This is a genomic window from Agrococcus terreus, from assembly GCF_014645235.1.
Lineage (GTDB): Bacteria > Actinomycetota > Actinomycetes > Actinomycetales > Microbacteriaceae > Agrococcus > Agrococcus terreus.
Map to the genome: position 1 here is coordinate 216,357 of NZ_BMLM01000002.1, position 19,650 is coordinate 236,006.

A 19,650-nucleotide genomic window follows, 5' to 3' on the forward strand; every position below is an offset into this window, starting at 1 on the left:
GCTCAGCTGTCCTCTCGAACGGTGCGGCGCTCGATGCGCTTCTCGATGTCGGTGCCCACCTCGACGATGCGGTGCACGAACACGCCCGGCAGGTGCACGTCGTCGGGGTCGATCTCGCCGGGCTCGACGAGCTCCTCGACCTGCGCGATGCAGATCCGGCCCGCCATCGCGGCCGGCGGCGAGAACTGGCGCGCCGCCTTGTTGAAGACGAGGTTGCCGTGGCGGTCGCCGCGGAGCGCGTGCACGAGCGCGAAGTCGGTCGTGATCGCCTCCTCGAGCACGAACTCCTGCGGCACGCCGTCGACGTCGAACACCGCGGTGGGCTTCGGGTCGGATGCCTTCGCGACGGTGCCGTCGGCGTTGTAGCGCTGGGGCAGGCCGCCCTCCTGCACCTGCGTGCCGACGCCCGTGCGGGTGTAGAAGGCGGCGATGCCGGAGCCGCCGGCGCGCAGCTTCTCGGCCAGCGTGCCCTGCGGCGTGAGGATCAGCTCGAGCTCGCCCGTGAGGTAGCGGCGCTCGAACTCCTTGTTCTCGCCCACGTACGACGAGGTCATCCGGTCGATCTGCCCGTTGCGGAGCAGGAGGCCGAGGCCCCAGTCGTCGACGCCGCAGTTGTTCGAGACCACCTTCAGCCCGGTCACGCCGCGCTCCTCGAGGGCCCGGATGAGCGCCATCGGGTTGCCGGAGAGGCCGAAGCCGCCGACCGCGAGGGTCGCGCCCTCCGGGATGTCGGCCACGGCCTCCGCCGCGGATCCCCAGGTCTTGTCGATCGCCATCAGCGTCCCTCCTCCCGCACGGAGGAGGAGGCTGCACCGCGGACCGCGTCGGCCACGGCGCCCACCCCCTCGCCGAGCAGGATCGTGTAGTGGTTCGTGCCCTCGACGTCGGTCACGTCGAGGCGGGGCAGGCGGGCCGTCCACGTCGCCAGCCACTCGTCATCGTAGAGGCCCGGGCTGGCGTCGAGCAGGTCGCGGGGGCTGCGGAGGAACCGGATCGGCGCCTCGATGCCCGGGAGCGCCTCGGCGTAGCCGTCGCGGCCGTCGAGCTCGACGAGGTTCGCGACGACCGCGTCGGGCAGCGCGGAGGGCCGGAGCGCCCCGTCGATCTCGCGGAGGTCGTAGTCGACGTACTCCTCGACCTGCGCGCTCCAGTAGGGCCCGAACGCGGGGTGGCCGCGCCAGAAGTCGCGGTAGGCGTCGTGGCTCGGGAACGTGCGCGCGAGCCGATCGAGCGCGGGGCCCAGGATGTCGGCGGGGCTCGCGTCGGGCGCCGCGGGCCGCAGCGGGAGCCCGCCGTCGACGAGCACGAGCGCGGCGACGAGGTCGGGCCGTGCCTCGGCGAGCCGGCCGGCGACGAAGCCTCCCATCGAGTGGCCGACGACGATCGCGCGCGGGATGCCGAGCGCGTCGAGCGCGTCGGCGAGGTCGCGCGCGTGCTGCACGAGCCCGTAGGGGCCGGGCAGGTCACGGGAGGCGCCGCGGCCGCGCAGGTCGAGCGCGAGCACGGGCGCGTCGAGGCGAGCGGCGAGGCCCGAGAACGAGCGGTGGTTGGCGGTGATGCCGTGGATGGCGACGACGGGCGTGCCGGGCGCGCCCTCGTGCCAGAGCGTGCCGACGAGCTCGCCGCCGGCGACGGCGACGCGCACCGGCGCCTCGGTCGTGGCGGCCGCGCCCACTTCCTGCGCGGTCACCGGGCGCTCCATCCGCCGTCCATGACGTACGAGGAGCCGGTGACCATGCCGGCGTGCGGCCCGGCGAGCCAGGTGGCGAGCGAGGCGACCTCCTCGGGCTCCACGAGCCGCTTTATCGCCGCCTCCGTGAGCATCACCTTCTGCAGCACCTCGTCCTCCGGGATGCCGTGCGTGCGCGCCTGGTCGGCGATCTGCGACTCGACGAGCGCGGTGCGCACGTAGCCCGGGTCGATGCAGTTCGAGGTGATGCCGTGCGGGGCGCCCTCGAGCGCCGTCACCTTCGAGAGCCCCTCGAGGCCGTGCTTGGCCGCGACGTACGCCGACTTGAAGGCGGAGGCCCGGATGCCGTGCACGCTCGAGAGGTTGAGCACGCGGCCGAAGCCGCGCTCGATCATGCCGGGCATGGCCGCGCGGATGAGCAGGAACGGCGCCTCGAGCATGAGCGCGTGGATGCGGCGCCACGCCTCCGGCTCGAAGTCGACGATGGGCGCGACGCGCTGGATGCCGGCGTTGTTGACGAGGATGTCGGCCTCGAGCGAGAGGTCCTCGAGCGCGCGGGTGTCGAGCAGGTCGACCTCCCACGCCTCGCCGCCGAGCTCGTCGGCGAGCGCCTGGGCGGCAGTGCCGTCGCGGTCGGCGACCACGACGTGCGCGCCCTCCGCGGCGAACGAGCGGGCGACGGCGGCGCCGATGCCGGCGGCGCCGCCGGTGATGACGGCCCTGCGGCCGGAGAGCGTGCTCATGGGTCCTCCTTCGGGTGCGCCGCCGAGGCGGCGGGCGGTGCGGCGGCCGGGGTCTGCCCGGCCGTCGGGTCTGCGGGTCGTCCCGTGCCGAGCGCGCGCTGCACGAGCGCGACCATCTCGTCGAAGACGTGGTCGGGCACCGAGGTGGCGCCGGTGCCGTAGCGGCCCTCGTCGGCGGTCGGCCACAGCACGTAGCGCATGCCGATCATCTCGCCGATGCCCATGAGCGCCCAGGCGGCGACCTCGGGGTCGACGTCGGCGATCTCGCCCGCGTCGCGGGCGGCGGCGAGGCCGGCGATGTAGCCCTCGACGATGCGCTCGTAGTGGCGGCGCATCGCGCCGGGCGAGACCTGCTCGGCCTCGCGCACGACGCGGTAGAGCGCGGGGTGCTCGGCGGTGAAGCGGAAGAACTCGCGGAATCCCTCGCGCTCAGCGCCGGCGCGGTCCTCGCCGCGCTCGGCACCGGACCGCATGGCGGCGCGCACGCGCCGGTTGAGGTCGTCGACGAGCTGCTCGAAGATGTCGAGCTTCGAGGCGAAGTACAGGTAGAAGGTGCCCTGCGCGACCTGCGCCCGCTCGGTGATGCGCGAGATCGACGCGGCCTGGTAGCCCTGCTCGGCGAACACCTGCTCGGCGGCTTCGAGCAGCTTCGCCATGGTCGCCTCGCCGCGCTTCGTCCTCGGCTGCGTCATCGCGGCTCCTCCCCTGCCGTCGCGCCCAGCACCAGCGCGCGCCGCAGCGGCTTGCCGCTCGGCGTGCGCGGGATCTCGTCGACGACGAGGTAGCGCTTCGGGTGCTTGTAGGCCGCGATGCGCTCCTCGAGGTGCGCGCGCAGCGCGGCCTCGTCGAGCGGCTCGGCGAGCACGAGCCACGCGGCGACCTCCTCGCCCCAGCGCTCGCTCGGCAGCCCGGCCACGGCGGCGTCGACGACGGCGGGGTGCTCGAGCAGCGCGAGCTCGACCTCGATGGGGGCGATCGACTCGGCGCCGGAGCGCACGATGTCCTTCACCCGGTCGACGATGCGGATGCGGCCGCCCGCGTCGCGCTCGACGAGGTCGCCGGTGCGCAGCCACGGCCCGACCATCGCCTGCGCCGTCGCCTCCGGGTCGCCGAGGTAGCCGGAGAAGAGCGCCGGTCCGCGCACGAGCAGCTCGCCCGTGCCGGCGCCGTGCACGACCCGGTCGCCGTCGAGGAGCGCGAGGTCGACGTGCGGGTAGGGGCGGCCCGCGGTGCCGGCGTCGCTCGCGTCGCGCGTGATCGCGACGTTGGGGCCGGCCTCGGTGAGCCCGTAGCCCTGCCGGAGCACGACGCCGCGCTCGGCGAGCCGCGCGGCCGTGCGCTCGTCGAGCATCCCGCCGCCGACGACGGCGGTGCGCACGCTCGAGAGGTCGCGCGCGGCGAGGTCGGGGTGCTGCACGAGCGCGCGGTAGGTCGTGGGCACGCCCATGGTCGCGGTGACGCGGTGCCGCTCGATGAGCGCGAGCGCGCGGCCGGCGTCGAAGGTGCGCTCGAGCACGACCGTCGCGCCCACCCACCAGGCGAGCAGCGGCTGGATGTTCCAGCCGGCGACGTGGTGCTGCGGCAGCACCTGCAGCACGACGTCGTCGGGCACGAGCGGGGTCGCGCGCGAGAGCGAGAGGTTGGCCCAGCTGCAGGCGGCGTGCGAGAGCACGACGACCTTCGGCGCGCTCGTGGTGCCGGAGGTCGACAGCAGCAGCAGCGCGTCGTCGTCCTGCGGCGCCCCGGCCGGCAGCGGCTCGGCGGCGGCGGGGACGGCCTCCTCGACGCCCGAGGCGCCGAGCGCCGCGATGGGCAGCGCGACGCCGAGCCGCTCGAGCGCGAGCTCGGCGATGCGCCGGTGGTCGTCCTCGACGAGCAGCAGCGAGGGCCGGATGCGCGCGAGCTGCTCGGCGAGCTCGCGCGGCGTGAGCCGCCACGAGAGCGGCGCGAGCGCGGCGCCGGCCTTCGCGCACGCGAACAGCAGCACGACCTGGTCGGCGGTCGAGCCGGTGATGGTGGCGATGCGCGCGCCGCGGCCGTGGCCGGCGGCGGCGAGCGCGTGCGCGAGCGCGACGCTGCGCCCCTCGAGCTCGCCGTAGTCGACGATGACGCCGCGGTCGACGATCGCGGGCCGCCCCGCGTCGGTCGCGGCGCGGTCGGCGATCCACCGCCCGAGCGTCAGCGCGTCAGGAGCCATGCGTCGATGCTTCCATGTCCGACATCACGGCCGGCCGACCGTCCTCGCGCTCGTCCTCCCGGCGGCGCCGGCGCGGTCGGGTCGCCCGGTGCGCGATGCCGACGATGCCGCCGGGGGCGAACATCACGACGAGCACGAACAGCATCCCGAGCAGGAACAGCGGCTCCGAGAGCGGGATGCGCAGCACGTCGGGCAGGCCGGCGATCGCGGGGCTCGAGGCGAGCGCCGACAGGCGCTGGTCGAGCAGCGTGTAGACGACGCCGCCGACGATCGCGCCCCAGCGGTACCCGACGCCGCCGAGCACGACGATGACGAGCAGCGTGAGCGTGAAGTCGGAGGCCGAGATGCGAGGCGTCGCGCTCGACTGCAGGAGCATGAACCCGAGGCCGGCGACGGCGGCGAGCACCGCGGCGAGCGCGAACACGACGAGCCGGGCGCGGTAGGGGCGGATGCCGAGCACGGTCACGCGCAGCTCGTTCTCGCGCGCGGCGGCGACGACGTGGCCGAGCCGCGAGCGCTCCACCCAGACGCACACGAGGTAGGCGATGACGAGGATGGCGAGCGCCAGCCAGTAGAGCGAGCGGGTGTTGACGACGCCCACGAGGCCCGGCGGGACGACGTCGACGAGCAGGGTCACGCCCTCCTCGCCGCCGGTCAGCCCGCCGACGTTGCGGCGGATGAGCACGTTGGCGGCCTGCGCGAAGGCGAGCGTGACCATCGCGAACGAGATGCCGGTGACGCGCAGCGCCAGCGAGCCGGCGAGCGTGCCGACGACGAGCGCGAGCACGAGCGTGAGCACGATCGCGAGCAGGAACACCGCCTCGCTCGGGATGCCGGTGGGCGCGAGCAGCCGCAGCAGCACGCCGAGGCCGTAGGCGCCGGCGGCGAAGAACATCGCGTGGCCGAACGAGAGGAGGCCCGCGACGCCGAACACCAGGTGGTAGCTGAGCGCGAGCGCCGCGATGATGAGCGCGTACGCGAGCACCGCGAGGGTGCCGGGCGTGTACGTCGGGCCGGGCAGCACGCCCGGGATGTCGAGCGCGAGCAGCGGCAGGCACGCGGCGAGCGCCACGAGCACCGCGCCGAGCGCCACGCGCCCCCAGGTGCTGCCCGCGAGGGCACGGATCCGGCTCATCGCGCCGCCGCCTTCCCGAGGAGGCCGCGGGGCCGCACGAGCAGCACCGCCGCGAGCGCCAGCACGACCGCGAGGTCGCCCGTGCCGCCGAGGTAGAAGTTCGCGAGCTGCTGGATGACCGCGACGAGCACCGAGGCGACGGCGGCGCCCGCGAGCGAGCCCAGGCCGCCGATGACGGTGACGATGAACGCGTAGATGAGCAGCGACGTGCCCTGGTGCGCCGAGACCTGCCCGTAGTAGACCGAGGCGAGCACGCCGCCGAGGCCCGCGGCCGCGCCGCCGATCGCGAAGACGACCGTGAACGCGCGCCGCACGTCGATGCCGAGCGCCGTCACCATCGTGCGGTTCTCGACGCCGGCGCGGATGACGAGGCCGTACGGCGTCGCCCGCAGGAAGAGCACGATGAGGCCGAGCACGACCGCGGCGGCGCCGATGAGCAGCCACCTGTCGTTGGGCACGGAGGCGCCGAGCACGTCGGTCGTGCCGCCGAGCCAGGCGGGCTTCGCGATGCGGATGGGGTCGGTGCCCCAGATGCCCTCGAACAGGGCGACGGTCGCGAGGCCGAGGCCGACGGTGACGAGCACCTGCTCGATGTGGCGCTGGTAGAGGCGCCGGATGAAGACGAGCTCGGTGACGGCCGCGACGAGCGCGCCCACGACGAGGCCGACGAGCATCCCGGCGAGCAGCCCGCCCCAGGTGCCGTCGCCGACGCGGCGCCCGACCTCCCAGCCGAGGAAGCCGGCGAGGGTCAGGAAGGAGCCGTGGGCGAAGTTGAGGACGCCCATGAGGCCGTAGATGAGCGAGAGCCCTGAAGCGACGAGGAAGTACAGGGCGCCGAGGCCGACGCCGGTGATGAGGAGCAGCAGCAGGGTGCTCATGCGGCCTCCTCCGCTCCGGCGACGCCGAGGTGGCGGTGCACGAGGGGCGAGTCGAGGAACTCCGCGGCCGGCCCGGTGTGCACGACGCGTCCGCCCGAGAGGACGACGACGGTGTGCGCGAGGTCGCGCACCACCTGCAGGTTCTGCTCGACGAGCAGCATGGGCGTGCGCTCTGCGGCGTCGCGCAGCGCGCGCGTCACGTCGCCGACGATGCGGGGCGCGAGGCCCTTCGTGGGCTCGTCGACGAGCAGCAGCCGGTTGTCGTTCATGAGCGCGCGGGCGAGCGAGACCATCTGCTGCTGGCCGCCCGAGAGCGTGCCCGCCTGCTGGGCGGCGCGCTCGTCGAGCTCGGGGAAGAGCCGCGCGACGGCGTCGCGGTGCGTGCCGTCGCGCTCGGCGAGGCGCAGGTTCTCGGCGACGGTGAGCGAGCCGAACACCTCGCGATCCTCGGGCACGTACGCGATGCCGCGCTGCACGATCCGGTGCGTGAGCATCCGGTCGATGCGGGTGCCGTCGAAGACGACCTCGCCGGTGCGCTCGAGGATGCCGAGGAGGGCCTTGATGGTCGACGACTTGCCGACGCCGTTGCGGCCGAGCAGCGCCGTGACGCCCTGCGCCGCGACGTCGAACGCGACGTCCTCGACGACCTGCTGGCCGGCGATCCGCGCGGAGAGGCCGCGCACCTCCAGCACGGCGCTCACACCGGCTCCCCGAGGTAGGCCGACTGCACGGCCGGGTCGGCCATGACCGCGTCGGGCGTGCCGACGGCGAGCAGCTCGCCGTGGTGCATGACGGCGACGCGGTCGACGAGGCCGAGCAGCACCTCCATGTGGTGCTCGACCATGAGCACGGTGCGGCCGGAGCCGTGGAGGCGGCGGATGACCTCGACGAGGCCGGCGACGTCGCCGGAGCCGACGCCCGCCATGGGCTCGTCGAGCAGCACGAGCTCGGGCTCGGTCGCCAGCAGCATCGCGATCTCGAGCTTGCGCTTGTCGCCGTGCGAGAGCACGCCCGCGGCGGTGCCGGCGTGGTGGTCGAGGCCGACCTCCGCGATGCAGCGGTCGGCGACGCCGGTCGCGTCGTCGCCGCGGCGCGGGAAGCGCCACAGGCTCGTCGCGGCGCCCAGCTTCGCCTGGGCCGCGAGGCGCACGTTCTCGCGCGCGTCGAGGCCGGGGAAGACGCTGGAGGTCTGGAAGGTGCGGCCGAGACCGGTCCGCGCCCGCTGGTGCACCCTGCGGCTCGTCACGTCCTCACCCGCGAGCAGCACGCGGCCGCTCGTAGGCGTCGTGACGCCGGAGATCACGTCGAAGAGCGTGGTCTTGCCCGCGCCGTTCGGTCCGATCACGCCGACCATCTCGCCGCGCGCGACCTCGAGGGTCACGCCCTGCAGGATCCGCGCGCCGCCGATCTGCAGGCCGATGCCGTCCAGGTGGAGCGCGGGCCGGTCCTGGCTCACTGCTCCGCCATCGGCGGCGCCACGGCCTCCGCGTCGACGACCTCGACGAGCTCCGGCACCCACGTGCCGCCCTCGTCGACGAGGCGCACCTGGAACAGCGGCTGGATGAGCGCGTGGTCCTCGGCGCGGATCGTCAGCTCGCCCTTGACCGACTCGAACGTCCAGCCCTCGAGCGCGGCGATCATCGCGTCGACGTCCCCCTTGCCCTCGGTGACGGCCTGCACGAGCATCTGCGCGCCGACGAAGCCGTCGACGGTGAAGAGGTCTGCCTCGTGCCCGGCGGCCTCGAGGTGCGCGTCCATGGCCTGCGCGGCCTCGGTGTCGGTCGCGCCAGGGAAGTAGTGGTTGAGGAACTGGATGTCGCCGGAGCCGGGGCCGTAGGCCTGGTACGAGGCGCGGTCGGCCAGGCCGGTGACGACGGTCGTGCCCTCGAGCACGCCCTGCTGCGCGAGCGCCTCCCACATGGCGCCGGTCGTGGCGCCCGCCCACGCGACGAACACGAGGTCGGGCGAGGCCGCCTGGATCTGCTGCGCGAAGGGCGTGAACTCGGTGGCGTCCTCGGCCACGAGGATCGGCGTCACGGACGCGCCCTCGCCGCCGAGCACCGCCTCGACCGAGGCGACGTTGCCCTGGCCGAACGCGTTGTCCTGCGCGAACACCACGATCGACGAGCCGTCGACGGAGTCGAGGAAGGTCGCGGCGGTCGCGACGTCCTGGAGCGTCTGGCGGCCGGAGCGGAAGGTCTGGTCGTTGATGCCGGTGATGGCGTCGGCAGCGGCGGGGCCGGAGAGGAAGAGCGTGTCGTTCTGCGCCGCCTGCTCTGCGACGGCGAGCGCGACGCCGGAGGCCGCCGAGCCGCCGATCACCTGGAAGCCGCGGCCGATGAGGTCCTTCGCCTGCGTGACGGCGGTGTCGGGGTTGCCCTGGTCGTCGACCCACTCGATCGTCAGCTCGACGCCGTCGATCTCGCCCGTGCCGTCGGTGGCGTAGTCGAGGCCGGCCTCGAAGCCCTGCTGGTAGGCCTCGCCGTACGCGGCGAGCGGGCCGGTGATGGAGGTGAGCATGCCGACGTCCACGGCCACGGCGCCGTCCTCGGATGCCTGCGGTGCGGTGGTGGTCGGGGCGCACGCGGTGAGCGCGAGCGCTGCGGCGACGACGCCTGCTCCGACGAGCTTCGGGGTCCTGCGCATGGGATGCCTCTCGACTGCACGAGCGCGCGGCGGCATCGCCCATCGGGGCCGAGCGCACGCCGTCGTGTGCTTCGCGTTCCAGAACCTGACGAACGATTCAGGTTTCAGGTCCCAGCATGCGCCGGGAGGGCGCCCGTGTCAAACGCGACCGCGGACCGTGACCGTTCCGTGACCTCGGCGCCCGCATGAGGGCCGTCTCATCGGGCGGCAACGCGCGGCTCATCCGCGCCCCGTGGACTGGGTCCGGCCCGGGACGACGGGCACCGCACGAGCGAGGAGCACGCCATGACCACGATCAGCACCGGCCTCGGGACCGGCACCGGGGACCCTGCCGTCGACGCCCCGCGCGACGCGCGCGCCGAGTCGCTGCAGCGCACGCTGCGCCTCACGAAGCGCGCCTACACGACGCGCCGCGTCGACCTCGGCCGGGCCGCGCGGCTGCGCACCGACCTCGCCCCGCGATCCGGCGACCTCGTGCTCGCCCGGGTGGGCGAGATCGGCCAGCACCAGCGCATCGAGCTGCCGGAGGGCCGGCGGGCGCCGCTGCGCGAGGGCGAGGAGGTGGTGGTCGCCTACGGCGCCCGCTACGCGCCCGACCAGTTCGCCGCGGTGGTGCCGGCCGACCTCGGGCCGTGCTCGCTCGTCGCCGGCGGCGGCGTCGCCGGCGAGGTCGTCGCCGCCCACGCCGTCATGCGGCCCGCGACCGCCCTCGAGCCGCTCGGCATCCTCGCCGACGCCGACGGGCGCCCGCTGACGGTCGCCGAGGGCGGCCTCGCCGAGGTCGCGCCGCACGAGCTGCGCGCACCCCGGCCGCCGGTGGTCGCGGTCGTGGGGGCCGCGATGAACTCGGGCAAGACCACGACCGTCGCGAAGCTCGTGCGCGGGCTCGCAGCCGGCGGCGTGCGGGTCGGTGCGGTGAAGGTGACGGGCACGGGCGCCGGCGGCGACGTGCACTCGTTCCGCGACCACGGCGCCGAGGTCGCGTACGACTTCAGCGACTTCGGGCACGCGACGACCGCGGGCGTCGATCCCGAGCGGCTCGCAGAGGTGCTCCGCCGCGGCGTGGAGCGGCTGACCGCCGACGGCTGCGAGGCGATCGTGGTCGAGGTCGCCGACGGCGTGCTGCAGGCCGACACGGCGGCGCTCGTCGCGCATCCCGCGTTCGCCGCGCACGTCGACGGCGTGCTCTTCGCCGCGACCGATGCGCTGTGCGGCGTCGCCGGCCTCGCGTGGCTCGAGGCGCGCGGCATCCGGCCGCTCGCGATCTCGGGCGTCGTGACGGCCTCGCCGCTGGCGACCCAGGAGCTCCGCGCGCAGGTCGCGTGCCCCGTCTGGGACGCCGCGACGCTCGCCGACGCGGCGCACGCGAAGGGCGTGCTCGCCGCGCTGCGCGAGGCCGCCGGACGATGACGGAGCACGCCCGCCGGCTCCCCAGGCCCGTCGAGCGCGGCCGCCTCGGCGGCTTCGCCCTGCTCGTCGCCGTCGGCGTCGGGCAGGCGCTCGGTGCCGTCGGGGTGGCGCTGCTCGTGCAGCGCGCCTTCGACGGCCTCGTCGCGGCTTGGGCGACGCCGGAGGCGCGCGACGACCCTGCGGGGGCCGCTGTGGCGTGGATGCTCGGGGCGCTCGGCGCGGCGGTGCTCGTCGCGGCGGTGTGCCGCGCGGCCGAGCGGGCGCTCGCCGAGCGGGTGGGCCAGCACTACGTGCAGCAGGTGCGCGATCGGCTGTTCGAGCACCTCACGCGCGTGCCCGCCCGCGCGCTCGGCCGCCGCTCGAGCGGCGCCATGCTGCAGCGCTTCGCGGGCGACCTGTCGGCGCTGCGCACGTGGGTGAGCCTCGGCCTCGCGCGGCTGCTCGTGAGCGGCGTGGCGGTCGCGCTCGTGCTCGGCGCGCTCGTGCTCCTCGCGCCGCGCGTCGCCGTCGCCGTCGCGCTCGCGCTCGGGGTCGGCGGGCTCGCCACCTGGGCGGTGGGCATCGGCCTCGCCCGCGCCGCGCGCCGGGCACGCAGGCGCCGCGCGCGGCTCTCCGGCGAGGTCGCGGAGCGGCTCGCGAACGTCGCGGTGGTGCAGGCCTCCGGCCAGGAGCGCCGCGAGCGCCGCCGCATCGACCGCAAGGGCGCTGCGGTCGCGGCGGCGATGGTGCGCCAGGCCCGCGCCTCGGGCGCCGCGCGCGGCGTCGCGGAGGCGACGGCGGGCGCCGCGACGATCGGCGTGCTCGTGGGCGGCGCGCTCGACGTGCGGCTCGACGGCGCCTCCCCCGGCGCCGTCGTCGGCGCGCTCGCCGTGGTCGGGATGCTCGCGCAGCACGTGCGCGACCTCGGCCGCGTCGCGGAGCACGCCGCAGGCGCCGCGGTGGCGCGCGAGGCGGCGCAGCGCTTCCTCGACCTGACCCCGCTGCCCGACCGCGCGGGCGCTCCGCCGCTGCCGGACGGCCCGGGCGAGCTCGTGCTCCGCGGCCTCGGCGTCGAGCCCGGGCTGCGCGGCGTCTCGGTGCGCCTGCCCGCCGGCGCGACCGCCGCGGTGGTCGGCGGCAACGGCGCGGGCAAGTCGACGCTCGCGAGCGCCGTCGCCCGGCTCGTCGACCCGGATGCGGGCGCGGTCGAGCTCGACGGCGCCGACCTCCGCTCGGTCGACCTGCGCTCGGTGCGCCGCGCGATCGGCGTCGTGGGGCCAGACCTGCCGCTGCTGCGCGGCAGCGTGGACCGCAACGTGCGCTACCGCCTGCCGCGCGCCTCCGACGAGGCCGTCGCGGCCGTCGCGGAGCGCTGCGGCGTCGCCGCGCTCGTCGAGGGGCTCGAGGACGGCTGGGCGAGCGACGTGGGCGAGGGCGGCCGCCTGCTCTCGGCGGGACAGCGCACGCGCGTCGCGCTCGCCCGGGCGCTGCTCGGCGAGCCGCGGCTGCTCGTGCTCGACGAGGCGGAGGCCCACCTCGACGGCCCGACGCGAGCGCTGCTGCGCCGCGCGGTCGCGGAGCGCGAAGGCACGACGGTCGTCATCACCCACGACCCCGAGACCATCGCGGCCGCGGACGTGGTGTGGCGCCTCGAGGGCGGCAGGCTCGTCGACGCGCGCCCGCCGTCGGAGGCGGCGGACCGCCCGGCGGCCGCCTAGCGGCTCAGGCGCCGCGCTCGCCCTCCAGCAGCGCGTCGAGCCGCTCGTACGAGGCGGCCGCGACCCCAGCGCCTCGGCGCGCCGCCCTGTCGCGCAGCCCGCTCGACGAGAAGGCCTCGTGCACGGTCACGACGGTGCCGCCCGCGGACTCCTCGAGCCGGACGGTGACCACCGTGCCCGGCCCGCGCCGGCCCTCCACGGCCATCGTCTGCTGGAGCGTCCGCTCGGGCTCGATCCGCAGGTACTCCCCCGCCACCACGAGCTCGCCGAGCGCGGTGCGGTGCACCCAGCGGTACCGTCCCCCGGGCCGCACGTCCATCTCGCAGCGCACGATGGGCAGCGTCGGGTCGGGCACCCAGCGCGGCAGCTGCTCGGGGTCGGTGAGCGCCCGCCAGACCGCCGCGCGGGACGCCCCCATCGGCACCTCGAACGTCAGGCTCGTCGGGTCCGGGCGCTGCACCTCGAGCGGCCGAGCGCCGACCGCGAGCCCCGCGGCGCGATCGGCCGTCCACGTCACCAGGCGCTCGAGCGGTCCCTTCGAGCCCGTCGCGGCGAGCAGCGCGCCGATCGCGAGCGCGATCCCTAGCTGCACGAGCCACGCGCCCCAGCCGAGGGCGAGGTCGGGCGCGATGGGGAGCAGCAGCTGCAGCCCGAGCGTCACCAGCACGACGTGCACGGCGTAGACGGTGAGCGGCGCCCCGCCCGCCGCGCGCAGCGGCTCCAGCAGCCGGACAGCATGCGGCGGCAGCGTCGAGACCGCGAGCGAGACGAGCGCGATGACGAGCAGCGCGAGCCCCGCGGTGCGCGCGATATCGGCGGGCGTGCCGGTGTGCGGCGCGGCGATGAGCTGCCACATCGGTTCGGGGCCGGCTGCCGCGCCGTAGCCGTTGGCGAGCGCGATGCCGCGCACCGAGGCCTGGTCGACACCGCCCATCCGCTCCGCGAGCAGCCGGATGCCCGCCTCGCTCACCACGGAGCCCGCCACGAGGAGCGCGGCGCCCACGAGCGCGACGAGGCCGAGCACGCGACGCTCGGCGACCTTGTCCGCCGCCGTCGCCCGCAGCAGCGCCCTGGCGACGAGCATGCCGACGAGCAGGTAGCACCACCACGTGACCACCGGGTAGACGCCCGTGAGCAGCACGCCGAGGGCGGCGCCGAGCGGGCCGTCGTCCGGGGCCGGCAGGGCCTCGCGGGCGCGGACGGCGATCGATCCGCCCGCGGCGGCGAGCGGCACGGCGATCGCGAGCAGCACCCACCACCGCGCCGCGACCACGAGCGCGGAGAGCGCGATCGCCACGCCGAACGGCACGAGCACGACGTAGACGGCCGAGGCGAAGGGCTCGACGAGGAGGCCGATGAGCGCCACGACGAGCCCGCGGGCGACGAGCGCCCGCCGGGCGGCCCACGGCTGGCCCGCCGCGAGCCGCGCACGGGAGGCGAGCACGACGCTCGTGCCGCCGAGCACGGCGAACAGCGTCGACGGCGGACCGTCGACGGCCCACACCACCGCGGCCGGGATCGTGCCCGGCTCGAGCACGACGTGCGCCGCCATCATCCCCGCGATCGCGACGAGCCGCGCGAGGTCGGTGCCGACGAGGCGGCGCGCGCCGCGTGGCGCGGCACCGGGGTCCGTCGGCGCGCTCATGCGCCCATCATCGCGTGCTCCGGCATCGACGACGACGCCCGCGCCGATGATGCGGCACGGGCGTCGAGGATGCCGGTGGGCGGCTCAGCCGCGGGTCGACTCCTTCTCGAGCCACTTCTCGGCGCGGTGCTCGGCGATGACGCGGCGGGCGGTGCCCGTCTTCGAGCGCAGCACGAGCGACTCGGTGCGGATGAGCGGGCCCTTGCGGCGCACGCCGTCGAGCAGCTGGCCGTCGGTGACGCCGGTGGCGACGAAGTACGTGTTGTCGCTCGAGACGAGGTCGTCGAGGCCGAGGACGCGCGTGAGGTCGTGGCCGGCGGCGAGCACCTTGCGGTGCTCCTCGTCGGACTGCGGCGAGAGCCGGCCCTCCATGAAGCCGCCGAGCGCCTTGATCGCGCACGCGGTGATGACGCCCTCGGGCGTGCCGCCAGCGCCGGCGCACATGTCGATGCGGCTCTCCCAGCGCGAGGCGTTGATGCCGCCAGCGACGTCGCCGTCGCGCATGAGGCGCGTGCCGGCGCCCGCGGCGCGGATCTCCTCGATGAGCTCCGCGTGGCGGGGCCGGTCGAGCACGGCGACGACGATGTCCTCGACGTCGCGCTTCTTGGCCTTCGCGAGCTCGCGGATGTTGTCGCCGATCGACTGCTCGAGCGAGATGACGCCCACCGCCTCCGGGCCGCCGACGAGCTTGTCCATGTAGAACGCGTCGACCGGGTCGTACATGGAGCCGCGGTCGGCGACGGCGATGACGCTCAGCGCGTTCTGCCTGCCGGCTGCCGTGAGCGAGGTGCCGTCGATCGGGTCGACCGCGATGTCGCAGGCGGGCCCGCGGCCGTTGCCGACGTGCTCGCCGTTGAAGAGCATGGGCGCCTCGTCCTTCTCGCCCTCGCCGATGACGATGACGCCGTCGAAGGCGACGGTCGCGAGGAAGGTGCGCATGGCGTCGACGGCGGCGCCGTCGGCGGCGTTCTTGTCGCCGCGGCCGATGAACGGCACCGCGCGGATGGCCGCCGCCTCGGTCGCCCGGACGAGCTCCATGGCGAGGTTGCGGTCGGGGTTGTCGAAGACCGGGGCGCTGTGGCCCTCGGTCCCATCGAAGCGCTGCGCCACGGGTCATCCTCCATCGGTCGGCTCACCCGAGCCTATCCAGCGGCCGTGCGCCAGCCCGGCCAGGTGGGATGAAGGATCCCGGGATCCTTCGCGTGCGACGACCGAGGGCCGGACCGGGGTGTCGCGATCCCCTGTCCGGCCCTCGTGCATCCGTCGGATGCGGCGCGTCGGCCTAGTGGCCGGGCGCGGTCTCCTCCTCGAGCAGCGAATCCGCCTTCGCCGTGAAGAACTTCGTCGAGAAGAGCATGATCGCCGCGAGGAACGCGAACACGCCCAGCGAGACGACGCCCCACGTGCCGGCGTCGGTCGGGACCGCCTCGTTGACCGCGGTGCGCATGATGGGCGCGACGAAGCCGCCGAGGTTGCCGAGCGAGTTGATGAGGCCGATGCCGGCCGCCGCCGCGGTGCCCGTGAGGAACGCCGTCGGGTACGACCACGTGATCGGGCCCACCGAGAGGAAGCTCGCGACCGCGAGGGTGATGAAGAGGATGCCGAGGAACGGCTGCCCCGTCGCACCGGCCCACGCGGAGCCCAGGATGAACACGCCGGTGAAGACGTAGAACATCGTGCCCCAGTGGCGGCGCCGCCGAACCGTGTTGGCAGCGCGGCCGAAGAAGTAGCACGCGAAGAGGCCGACGAGCCACGGGATGGCCGCCACGAGGCCGACCTGCCAGCCGACGTTCTGGCCGAGCAGGTTCGCGACCTGCTGCGGCAGGTAGAACGTGGTGCCGTAGACCGCGATCTGGAGGCAGAAGTAGATGATGGTGAAGTACCACACCTTCCAGTTGCCCATCGCGCGCCAGATGCCGGTCGGGCCGTCGGACTCGCGGACGGAGTCCTCCTTCGCCATCACGTCCGTGAGGGCGCGCTTCTCGTCGTCGTTCAGCCACTTCGCGTCCTGCGGGCTGTTGATGAGGAACTTCAGCGCGAGGATGCCGGCGACGATCGCCATGACGCCTTCGACGAAGAACATGACCTGCCAGCCGTGCCACGGCGTGAACTGGTCGCCGAAGCTGATGAGGCCGCCCGAGAGGGGCGCGCCGAGCATCTGCGAGAAGGGCTGCGCCAGGTAGAAGATGGCGAACATCTTCACGCGGTGCTTGTTCGGGAACCACTCCGAGAGGAACAGGATCACGCCCGGGAAGAGGCCGGCCTCGGTGACGCCGAGCAGGAAGCGCAGGACGATGAACATCGTGTCGTTCGTCGTCCACGCGAACGCCGTGGCGACGATGCCCCACGTGACCGCGATGCGCGCGAGCCAGAACCGTGCTCCGAACCTCTTCAGCAGCAGGTTCGACGGGATCTCGAAGATCGCGTAGCCGATGAAGAAGATGCCGGCGCCGAGCGCGAACGCGCCGGCCGAGATGCCGCGGTCGACCGCGAGCGCGTCCTCGGCGAACCCGACGTTCGTGCGGTCGAGGAACGCGACGAAGTAGAGGATGACGAGCATCGGCATGAGGTGCCGAGCCGCCTTGGAGATGGCCGACTTCAGGGCTGGGCTCTCGCCCGCCTGGGTCGTGGTGCCGGAGGGCACGTTGGACATGTTCGCTCCTTCGCGAATCGTGGTGTGGTGGCCTAGAGGCCGGAGGCGATGAACCAGATGCCGATGCCGACGCACACGACGCCGAGCAGCAGGAAGAGGATGCGGGACTTGGACCAGGTGCCCATGGGGTGCTCCTGTCTCAGTGCATGTAGAGGCCGCCGTCGACGTTCAGGGTCTGGCCCGTCACGAATCCGGCGTCCTCGCTGATGAGGTAGGCGATTGCGGCGGCGATGTCGCGCGGCGTGCCGATGCGCGGCAGCACGCCGTCGGCGGCCATCGCGGTCTTGCGCTCGTCGGTGAGCGTGCCGCCCATGATGTCGGTGTCGATCGGGCCGGGCGAGACCACGTTGAGGGTGATGCCCTGGTGGCCCAGCTCGCGTGCGACCGAGCGGGTGAAGCCGATCACTCCGGCCTTCGCGGCCGAGTACACGGTCTTCGAGAACGTGCCGCCGCCGCGCTGCGCGGAGACCGACGAGAGGCTGACCACGCGGCCGACGCCGTGCTGCACCATCGACTCGACCGCCCGTCGGGTCGCGTAGTGGACGCCGTTCATGTTGATGTCCATGACGCGGTTCCACTCGTCGGCGGTCACCTCGAGGTACGGCACAGGGCTCGAGACGCCGGCGAGGTTCACGAGCGCGACGACCTGGGGCAGCGCGGCCTCGAGCTCGTCGAACGCGCGGCGCACCGCGGCCTCGTCGGCGACGTTCGCGCCGGCGCCCGCCGCCTGCACGCCGTGCTGCTCGGCGATCTCGGCGGCGACGGCCTTCGCGGCCGCGTCGTCGAGGTCGATGATGCCCACGTGCCAGCCGCGCTCGGCCAGGAAGTGGGCGGTGGCGCGGCCGATGCCACGCGGGGACGCTGCGCCGGTGAGGACGACGGTCCGGGACTCGGGGAAGGCGGTAGCCATGACGCTCCTTCGCGTGCTCGTGCCGCGCGTCAGCGCGCGGGGGCCTCGTCGGCCGTGGCGGGGTGGATCGGGGCGGGGCCGAGCTCGTCCTTGAGGCGCTGCATGGCCACGTAGGCGCGGTTGCGGTAGGCCACGAGCTCGGGGGTCCGCGCGGCGGGCACGTCGAGGTAGCCTGCGCCGGACTTCGTGCCGAACTTCCCGGCGTCGACGAGCTCCTGGAGGCTGTCGGGCGTCGCGAAGCGCTCTGGCCAGCGCGTCTGCAGCGAGGCGTAGCAGAACGAGTAGACGTCGAGGCCGGCCATGTCGGCGATCGCGAAGGGGCCGAAGAACGGCAGGCGGAAGCCGAACGTGGTGCGGACGATCGTGTCGATGTCCTCGGGCGTCGCGACGCCCTCCTCGACGAGCTGCGTCGCCTCGTGGAAGAGCGCGTACTGCAGGCGGTTGAGCACGAACCCGGTCGCGTCCTTGACGCGCGCGGTCTCCTTGCCCGTCTCGGCGACGACCGCCTCGGCGAGGGCGATGGCCGCCTCCTCGGTGCCGGCGTGCGGGATGATCTCGACGCCCGGGATGAAGGGCGCCGGGTTCGAGAAGTGGACGCCGAGGAAGCGCTCGGGGCGCTCGACGGCCTCGGCGAGGCGCTCGATGAGGATGGTGGACGTGTTCGAGCCGATCACGGCGTCGGGCCGCGCGGCGGCCGAGATGCGGCGCAGGGTCTCGTGCTTGATCTCGATCTTCTCGGGCACGGCCTCCTCGATGAGGTCGGCGTCCGCGACGGCCTCCTCGATCGAGGGCGCCGCCGTGAGGTGCTCGCGGATCCGCTCGACCGCGTCCGCGGGGAAGAGCCCGTCGGCGACGAAGGCGGCGGCCTCGTCGAGCAGGCGCTGGAGGTTCTGCTCGGCGATCTCCTGCGAGATGTCGGCGATGCGCACGGTGTGGCCGGCGAGCGCGAGCACCTGCGCGATGCCGCCGCCCATGTAGCCGGAGCCGACGACGGCGATGGTCCTGGTGGTCATGGTTCAGCCCTTCGGGAGGAGCGAGCGGAGGTAGCGCTCGTTGGTGGAGCAGTTGCCGAGGCTGTCGCCGCCGTAGTGCTCCATGAGGAAGATGCCGTCGAAGCCGAGCTCGAGCGCGTCGCGCACGACCTGGCGGTAGTTGATGAGGCCGGCCTCCATCGAGCTCGGCACGCTCGTCGCCCACGAGCCATCCGCGGCCTCGTCGCGCGTGTAGTTCTTCACGTGCCAGTAGTTCGCGTACGGCAGCGTCTTCGCGTGCATCTCGCGCCAGTCCTCGATGGGGCGGTGGAGGCGGATGAGGTTCGCGATGTCGGGGTTGAGGCCGACGTTGTCGAGCCCGATCTCCTCGACGAGCCGCACCGCCGAGTCGGCGGTGCCGAGGTAGGTGTCCTCGTACATCTCGAGCGACATCTTGAGGCCGACCTCGGCGGCGTGCTGGCCGAGCTCGCGCAGGCGCGAGACCGCGGCGGCCCACACCTCGGGGTCGTCAGGGTCCTTGGGTCCCTGCGCGGTCCAGAACCACAGAGCGGCGCGCTGCGCCTCGCTGAAGGGCTGGTGCAGGCCGGTGGAGAAGACCTCCATGCCCCACTCGGCGGCGGCGTCGATCGTGCGGTGCGCATAGGCGAGGTTGCGCTCCTCGTGGCCCGGCATGATGACGCTCTGGCGCTGCAGGTGCACCGACGGCAGCGTGATGCCGTGCTTCGCGAGGATGTCGAACAGCTCGTCCTTGCGGCTCGCGTCGAGGTCGGCGGGGCGGATGTGGCTGTCGGCGAGCTCGGCCATGGTGAAGCCGACGTCGGCCACCTGGGCGAACGCCGCGTCCCACACCTCGGCGGGCGCGTCGTGCAGGGCGACGCCGTCCCGGCCGATCGGGGGGATGCCGTGGAGGCACGTGGCGATCGGCCACTCCTCGGCGGTGAACGCGGGCTGCTGTGCCATCCGTCTGCTCCGTTGCATCTGCGGCGCGAATCCGCCGCCCTCGAAAAGATCCTATAGGAAAGATAGTCGCGGGATCGGGCGACTGCAAACCGTC

The 19,650-nt window shown here is 74.2% G+C and carries 18 protein-coding genes; 2 read left to right on the top strand and 16 right to left on the bottom strand.

The annotated features are described in order from the left end of the window. Positions 1 to 2: 2 nt before the first annotated feature. Genes IEW90_RS10875 through IEW90_RS10920 form a run of 10 tightly spaced genes read right to left on the bottom strand, consistent with a single transcriptional unit; the run spans position 3 to position 9,289 of the window. On the bottom strand, positions 3 to 776 hold the full coding sequence (locus IEW90_RS10875) for a CoA transferase subunit A (RefSeq protein ID WP_188718313.1): 774 nt from the start codon (positions 774 to 776) through the stop codon (positions 3 to 5). After that, a complete protein-coding gene (locus tag IEW90_RS10880; RefSeq protein WP_229679641.1) occupies positions 776 to 1,690 on the bottom strand; it encodes an alpha/beta fold hydrolase in 915 nt (304 codons plus the stop codon). The genes IEW90_RS10875 and IEW90_RS10880 overlap by 1 nt, the downstream gene beginning before the upstream one ends. Beyond that, positions 1,687 to 2,433 (bottom strand): 3-hydroxybutyrate dehydrogenase, encoded by a 747-nt coding sequence (locus IEW90_RS10885; protein ID WP_188718315.1) that lies wholly within the window; start codon positions 2,431 to 2,433, stop codon positions 1,687 to 1,689. Before IEW90_RS10885 ends, IEW90_RS10880 begins: the two co-directional genes overlap by 4 nt. Beyond that, positions 2,430 to 3,125, bottom strand: a complete 696-nt coding sequence (locus tag IEW90_RS10890) for a TetR/AcrR family transcriptional regulator (protein WP_188718316.1) — start codon at positions 3,123 to 3,125, stop codon at positions 2,430 to 2,432. Before IEW90_RS10890 ends, IEW90_RS10885 begins: the two co-directional genes overlap by 4 nt. Next, positions 3,122 to 4,630, bottom strand: coding sequence for a class I adenylate-forming enzyme family protein (locus IEW90_RS10895; RefSeq protein ID WP_188718317.1), 1,509 nt, complete (start codon positions 4,628 to 4,630; stop codon positions 3,122 to 3,124). Before IEW90_RS10895 ends, IEW90_RS10890 begins: the two co-directional genes overlap by 4 nt. Continuing rightward, a complete protein-coding gene (locus IEW90_RS10900; protein WP_188718318.1) occupies positions 4,620 to 5,765 on the bottom strand; it encodes a branched-chain amino acid ABC transporter permease in 1,146 nt (381 codons plus the stop codon). The genes IEW90_RS10895 and IEW90_RS10900 overlap by 11 nt, the downstream gene beginning before the upstream one ends. Further along, positions 5,762 to 6,643 (bottom strand): branched-chain amino acid ABC transporter permease, encoded by an 882-nt coding sequence (locus IEW90_RS10905; RefSeq protein WP_188718319.1) that lies wholly within the window; start codon positions 6,641 to 6,643, stop codon positions 5,762 to 5,764. Before IEW90_RS10905 ends, IEW90_RS10900 begins: the two co-directional genes overlap by 4 nt. After that, positions 6,640 to 7,344, bottom strand: a complete 705-nt coding sequence (locus IEW90_RS10910) for an ABC transporter ATP-binding protein (RefSeq protein WP_188718320.1) — start codon at positions 7,342 to 7,344, stop codon at positions 6,640 to 6,642. The genes IEW90_RS10905 and IEW90_RS10910 overlap by 4 nt, the downstream gene beginning before the upstream one ends. Then, positions 7,341 to 8,099 carry an ABC transporter ATP-binding protein gene (locus tag IEW90_RS10915; RefSeq protein ID WP_188718321.1) on the bottom strand — a complete coding sequence of 253 codons (759 nt, stop codon included), beginning with the start codon at positions 8,097 to 8,099 and terminating at the stop codon, positions 7,341 to 7,343. The genes IEW90_RS10910 and IEW90_RS10915 overlap by 4 nt, the downstream gene beginning before the upstream one ends. Continuing rightward, entirely contained in the window at positions 8,096 to 9,289 is a 1,194-nt protein-coding gene (locus IEW90_RS10920) for a substrate-binding domain-containing protein (RefSeq protein WP_188718322.1), read from the bottom strand. Before IEW90_RS10920 ends, IEW90_RS10915 begins: the two co-directional genes overlap by 4 nt. Before the next feature lie 285 nt (positions 9,290 to 9,574). Here IEW90_RS10920 and IEW90_RS10925 point away from each other — a divergent pair, with 285 nt between their 5' ends. Together IEW90_RS10925 and IEW90_RS10930 are read left to right on the top strand one after the other, a co-directional pair. Next, complete coding sequence (locus IEW90_RS10925; RefSeq protein ID WP_229679642.1) at positions 9,575 to 10,699, top strand: DUF1611 domain-containing protein; 1,125 nt, start codon at positions 9,575 to 9,577, stop codon at positions 10,697 to 10,699. After that, entirely contained in the window at positions 10,696 to 12,396 is a 1,701-nt protein-coding gene (locus tag IEW90_RS10930) for an ABC transporter ATP-binding protein (RefSeq protein WP_188718323.1), read from the top strand. The genes IEW90_RS10925 and IEW90_RS10930 overlap by 4 nt, the downstream gene beginning before the upstream one ends. A gap of 4 nt (positions 12,397 to 12,400) precedes the next feature. Here IEW90_RS10930 and IEW90_RS10935 read toward each other — a convergent pair whose 3' ends face one another. The 6 genes from IEW90_RS10935 to IEW90_RS10960 all read right to left on the bottom strand — a co-directional run bounded on the left by IEW90_RS10935 (position 12,401) and on the right by IEW90_RS10960 (position 19,556). After that, positions 12,401 to 14,041, bottom strand: coding sequence for an SRPBCC family protein (locus IEW90_RS10935; RefSeq protein WP_188718324.1), 1,641 nt, complete (start codon positions 14,039 to 14,041; stop codon positions 12,401 to 12,403). A gap of 84 nt (positions 14,042 to 14,125) precedes the next feature. Further along, complete coding sequence (gene glpX, locus IEW90_RS10940; protein WP_188718835.1) at positions 14,126 to 15,079, bottom strand: class II fructose-bisphosphatase; 954 nt, start codon at positions 15,077 to 15,079, stop codon at positions 14,126 to 14,128. A 244-nt stretch (positions 15,080 to 15,323) separates the two neighbouring features. Next, on the bottom strand, positions 15,324 to 16,694 hold the full coding sequence (locus IEW90_RS10945; protein WP_188718325.1) for an MFS transporter: 1,371 nt from the start codon (positions 16,692 to 16,694) through the stop codon (positions 15,324 to 15,326). Between the two features lie 139 nt (positions 16,695 to 16,833). After that, positions 16,834 to 17,604 carry an SDR family NAD(P)-dependent oxidoreductase gene (locus IEW90_RS10950; RefSeq protein ID WP_188718326.1) on the bottom strand — a complete coding sequence of 257 codons (771 nt, stop codon included), beginning with the start codon at positions 17,602 to 17,604 and terminating at the stop codon, positions 16,834 to 16,836. Between the two features lie 29 nt (positions 17,605 to 17,633). Beyond that, positions 17,634 to 18,617: a 3-hydroxyacyl-CoA dehydrogenase family protein gene (locus IEW90_RS10955; protein ID WP_188718327.1), complete on the bottom strand. Its 984-nt coding sequence runs from the start codon at positions 18,615 to 18,617 to the stop codon at positions 17,634 to 17,636. Between the two features lie 3 nt (positions 18,618 to 18,620). After that, on the bottom strand, positions 18,621 to 19,556 hold the full coding sequence (locus IEW90_RS10960; RefSeq protein WP_229679643.1) for a sugar phosphate isomerase/epimerase family protein: 936 nt from the start codon (positions 19,554 to 19,556) through the stop codon (positions 18,621 to 18,623). Between the last annotated feature and the right edge of the window lie 94 nt (positions 19,557 to 19,650).

What these genes read in the sequence shown, in the direction of transcription:
- IEW90_RS10930 (WP_188718323.1), top strand. Translation starts at nt 10,696, where the DNA reads ATGACGGAGCACGCCCGCCGGCTCCCCAGGCCCGTCGAGCGCGGCCGC.
- IEW90_RS10950 (WP_188718326.1), bottom strand. Translation starts at nt 17,604, where the DNA reads ATGGCTACCGCCTTCCCCGAGTCCCGGACCGTCGTCCTCACCGGCGCA.
- IEW90_RS10895 (WP_188718317.1), bottom strand. Translation starts at nt 4,630, where the DNA reads ATGGCTCCTGACGCGCTGACGCTCGGGCGGTGGATCGCCGACCGCGCC.
- IEW90_RS10900 (WP_188718318.1), bottom strand. Translation starts at nt 5,765, where the DNA reads ATGAGCCGGATCCGTGCCCTCGCGGGCAGCACCTGGGGGCGCGTGGCG.
- IEW90_RS10885 (WP_188718315.1), bottom strand. Translation starts at nt 2,433, where the DNA reads ATGAGCACGCTCTCCGGCCGCAGGGCCGTCATCACCGGCGGCGCCGCC.
- IEW90_RS10905 (WP_188718319.1), bottom strand. Translation starts at nt 6,643, where the DNA reads ATGAGCACCCTGCTGCTGCTCCTCATCACCGGCGTCGGCCTCGGCGCC.
- IEW90_RS10920 (WP_188718322.1), bottom strand. Translation starts at nt 9,289, where the DNA reads ATGCGCAGGACCCCGAAGCTCGTCGGAGCAGGCGTCGTCGCCGCAGCG.
- IEW90_RS10945 (WP_188718325.1), bottom strand. Translation starts at nt 16,694, where the DNA reads ATGTCCAACGTGCCCTCCGGCACCACGACCCAGGCGGGCGAGAGCCCA.
- IEW90_RS10925 (WP_229679642.1), top strand. Translation starts at nt 9,575, where the DNA reads ATGACCACGATCAGCACCGGCCTCGGGACCGGCACCGGGGACCCTGCC.
- IEW90_RS10935 (WP_188718324.1), bottom strand. Translation starts at nt 14,041, where the DNA reads ATGAGCGCGCCGACGGACCCCGGTGCCGCGCCACGCGGCGCGCGCCGC.
- IEW90_RS10960 (WP_229679643.1), bottom strand. Translation starts at nt 19,556, where the DNA reads ATGGCACAGCAGCCCGCGTTCACCGCCGAGGAGTGGCCGATCGCCACG.
- IEW90_RS10875 (WP_188718313.1), bottom strand. Translation starts at nt 776, where the DNA reads ATGGCGATCGACAAGACCTGGGGATCCGCGGCGGAGGCCGTGGCCGAC.
- IEW90_RS10890 (WP_188718316.1), bottom strand. Translation starts at nt 3,125, where the DNA reads ATGACGCAGCCGAGGACGAAGCGCGGCGAGGCGACCATGGCGAAGCTG.
- glpX (WP_188718835.1), bottom strand. Translation starts at nt 15,079, where the DNA reads ATGGAGCTCGTCCGGGCGACCGAGGCGGCGGCCATCCGCGCGGTGCCG.
- IEW90_RS10955 (WP_188718327.1), bottom strand. Translation starts at nt 18,617, where the DNA reads ATGACCACCAGGACCATCGCCGTCGTCGGCTCCGGCTACATGGGCGGC.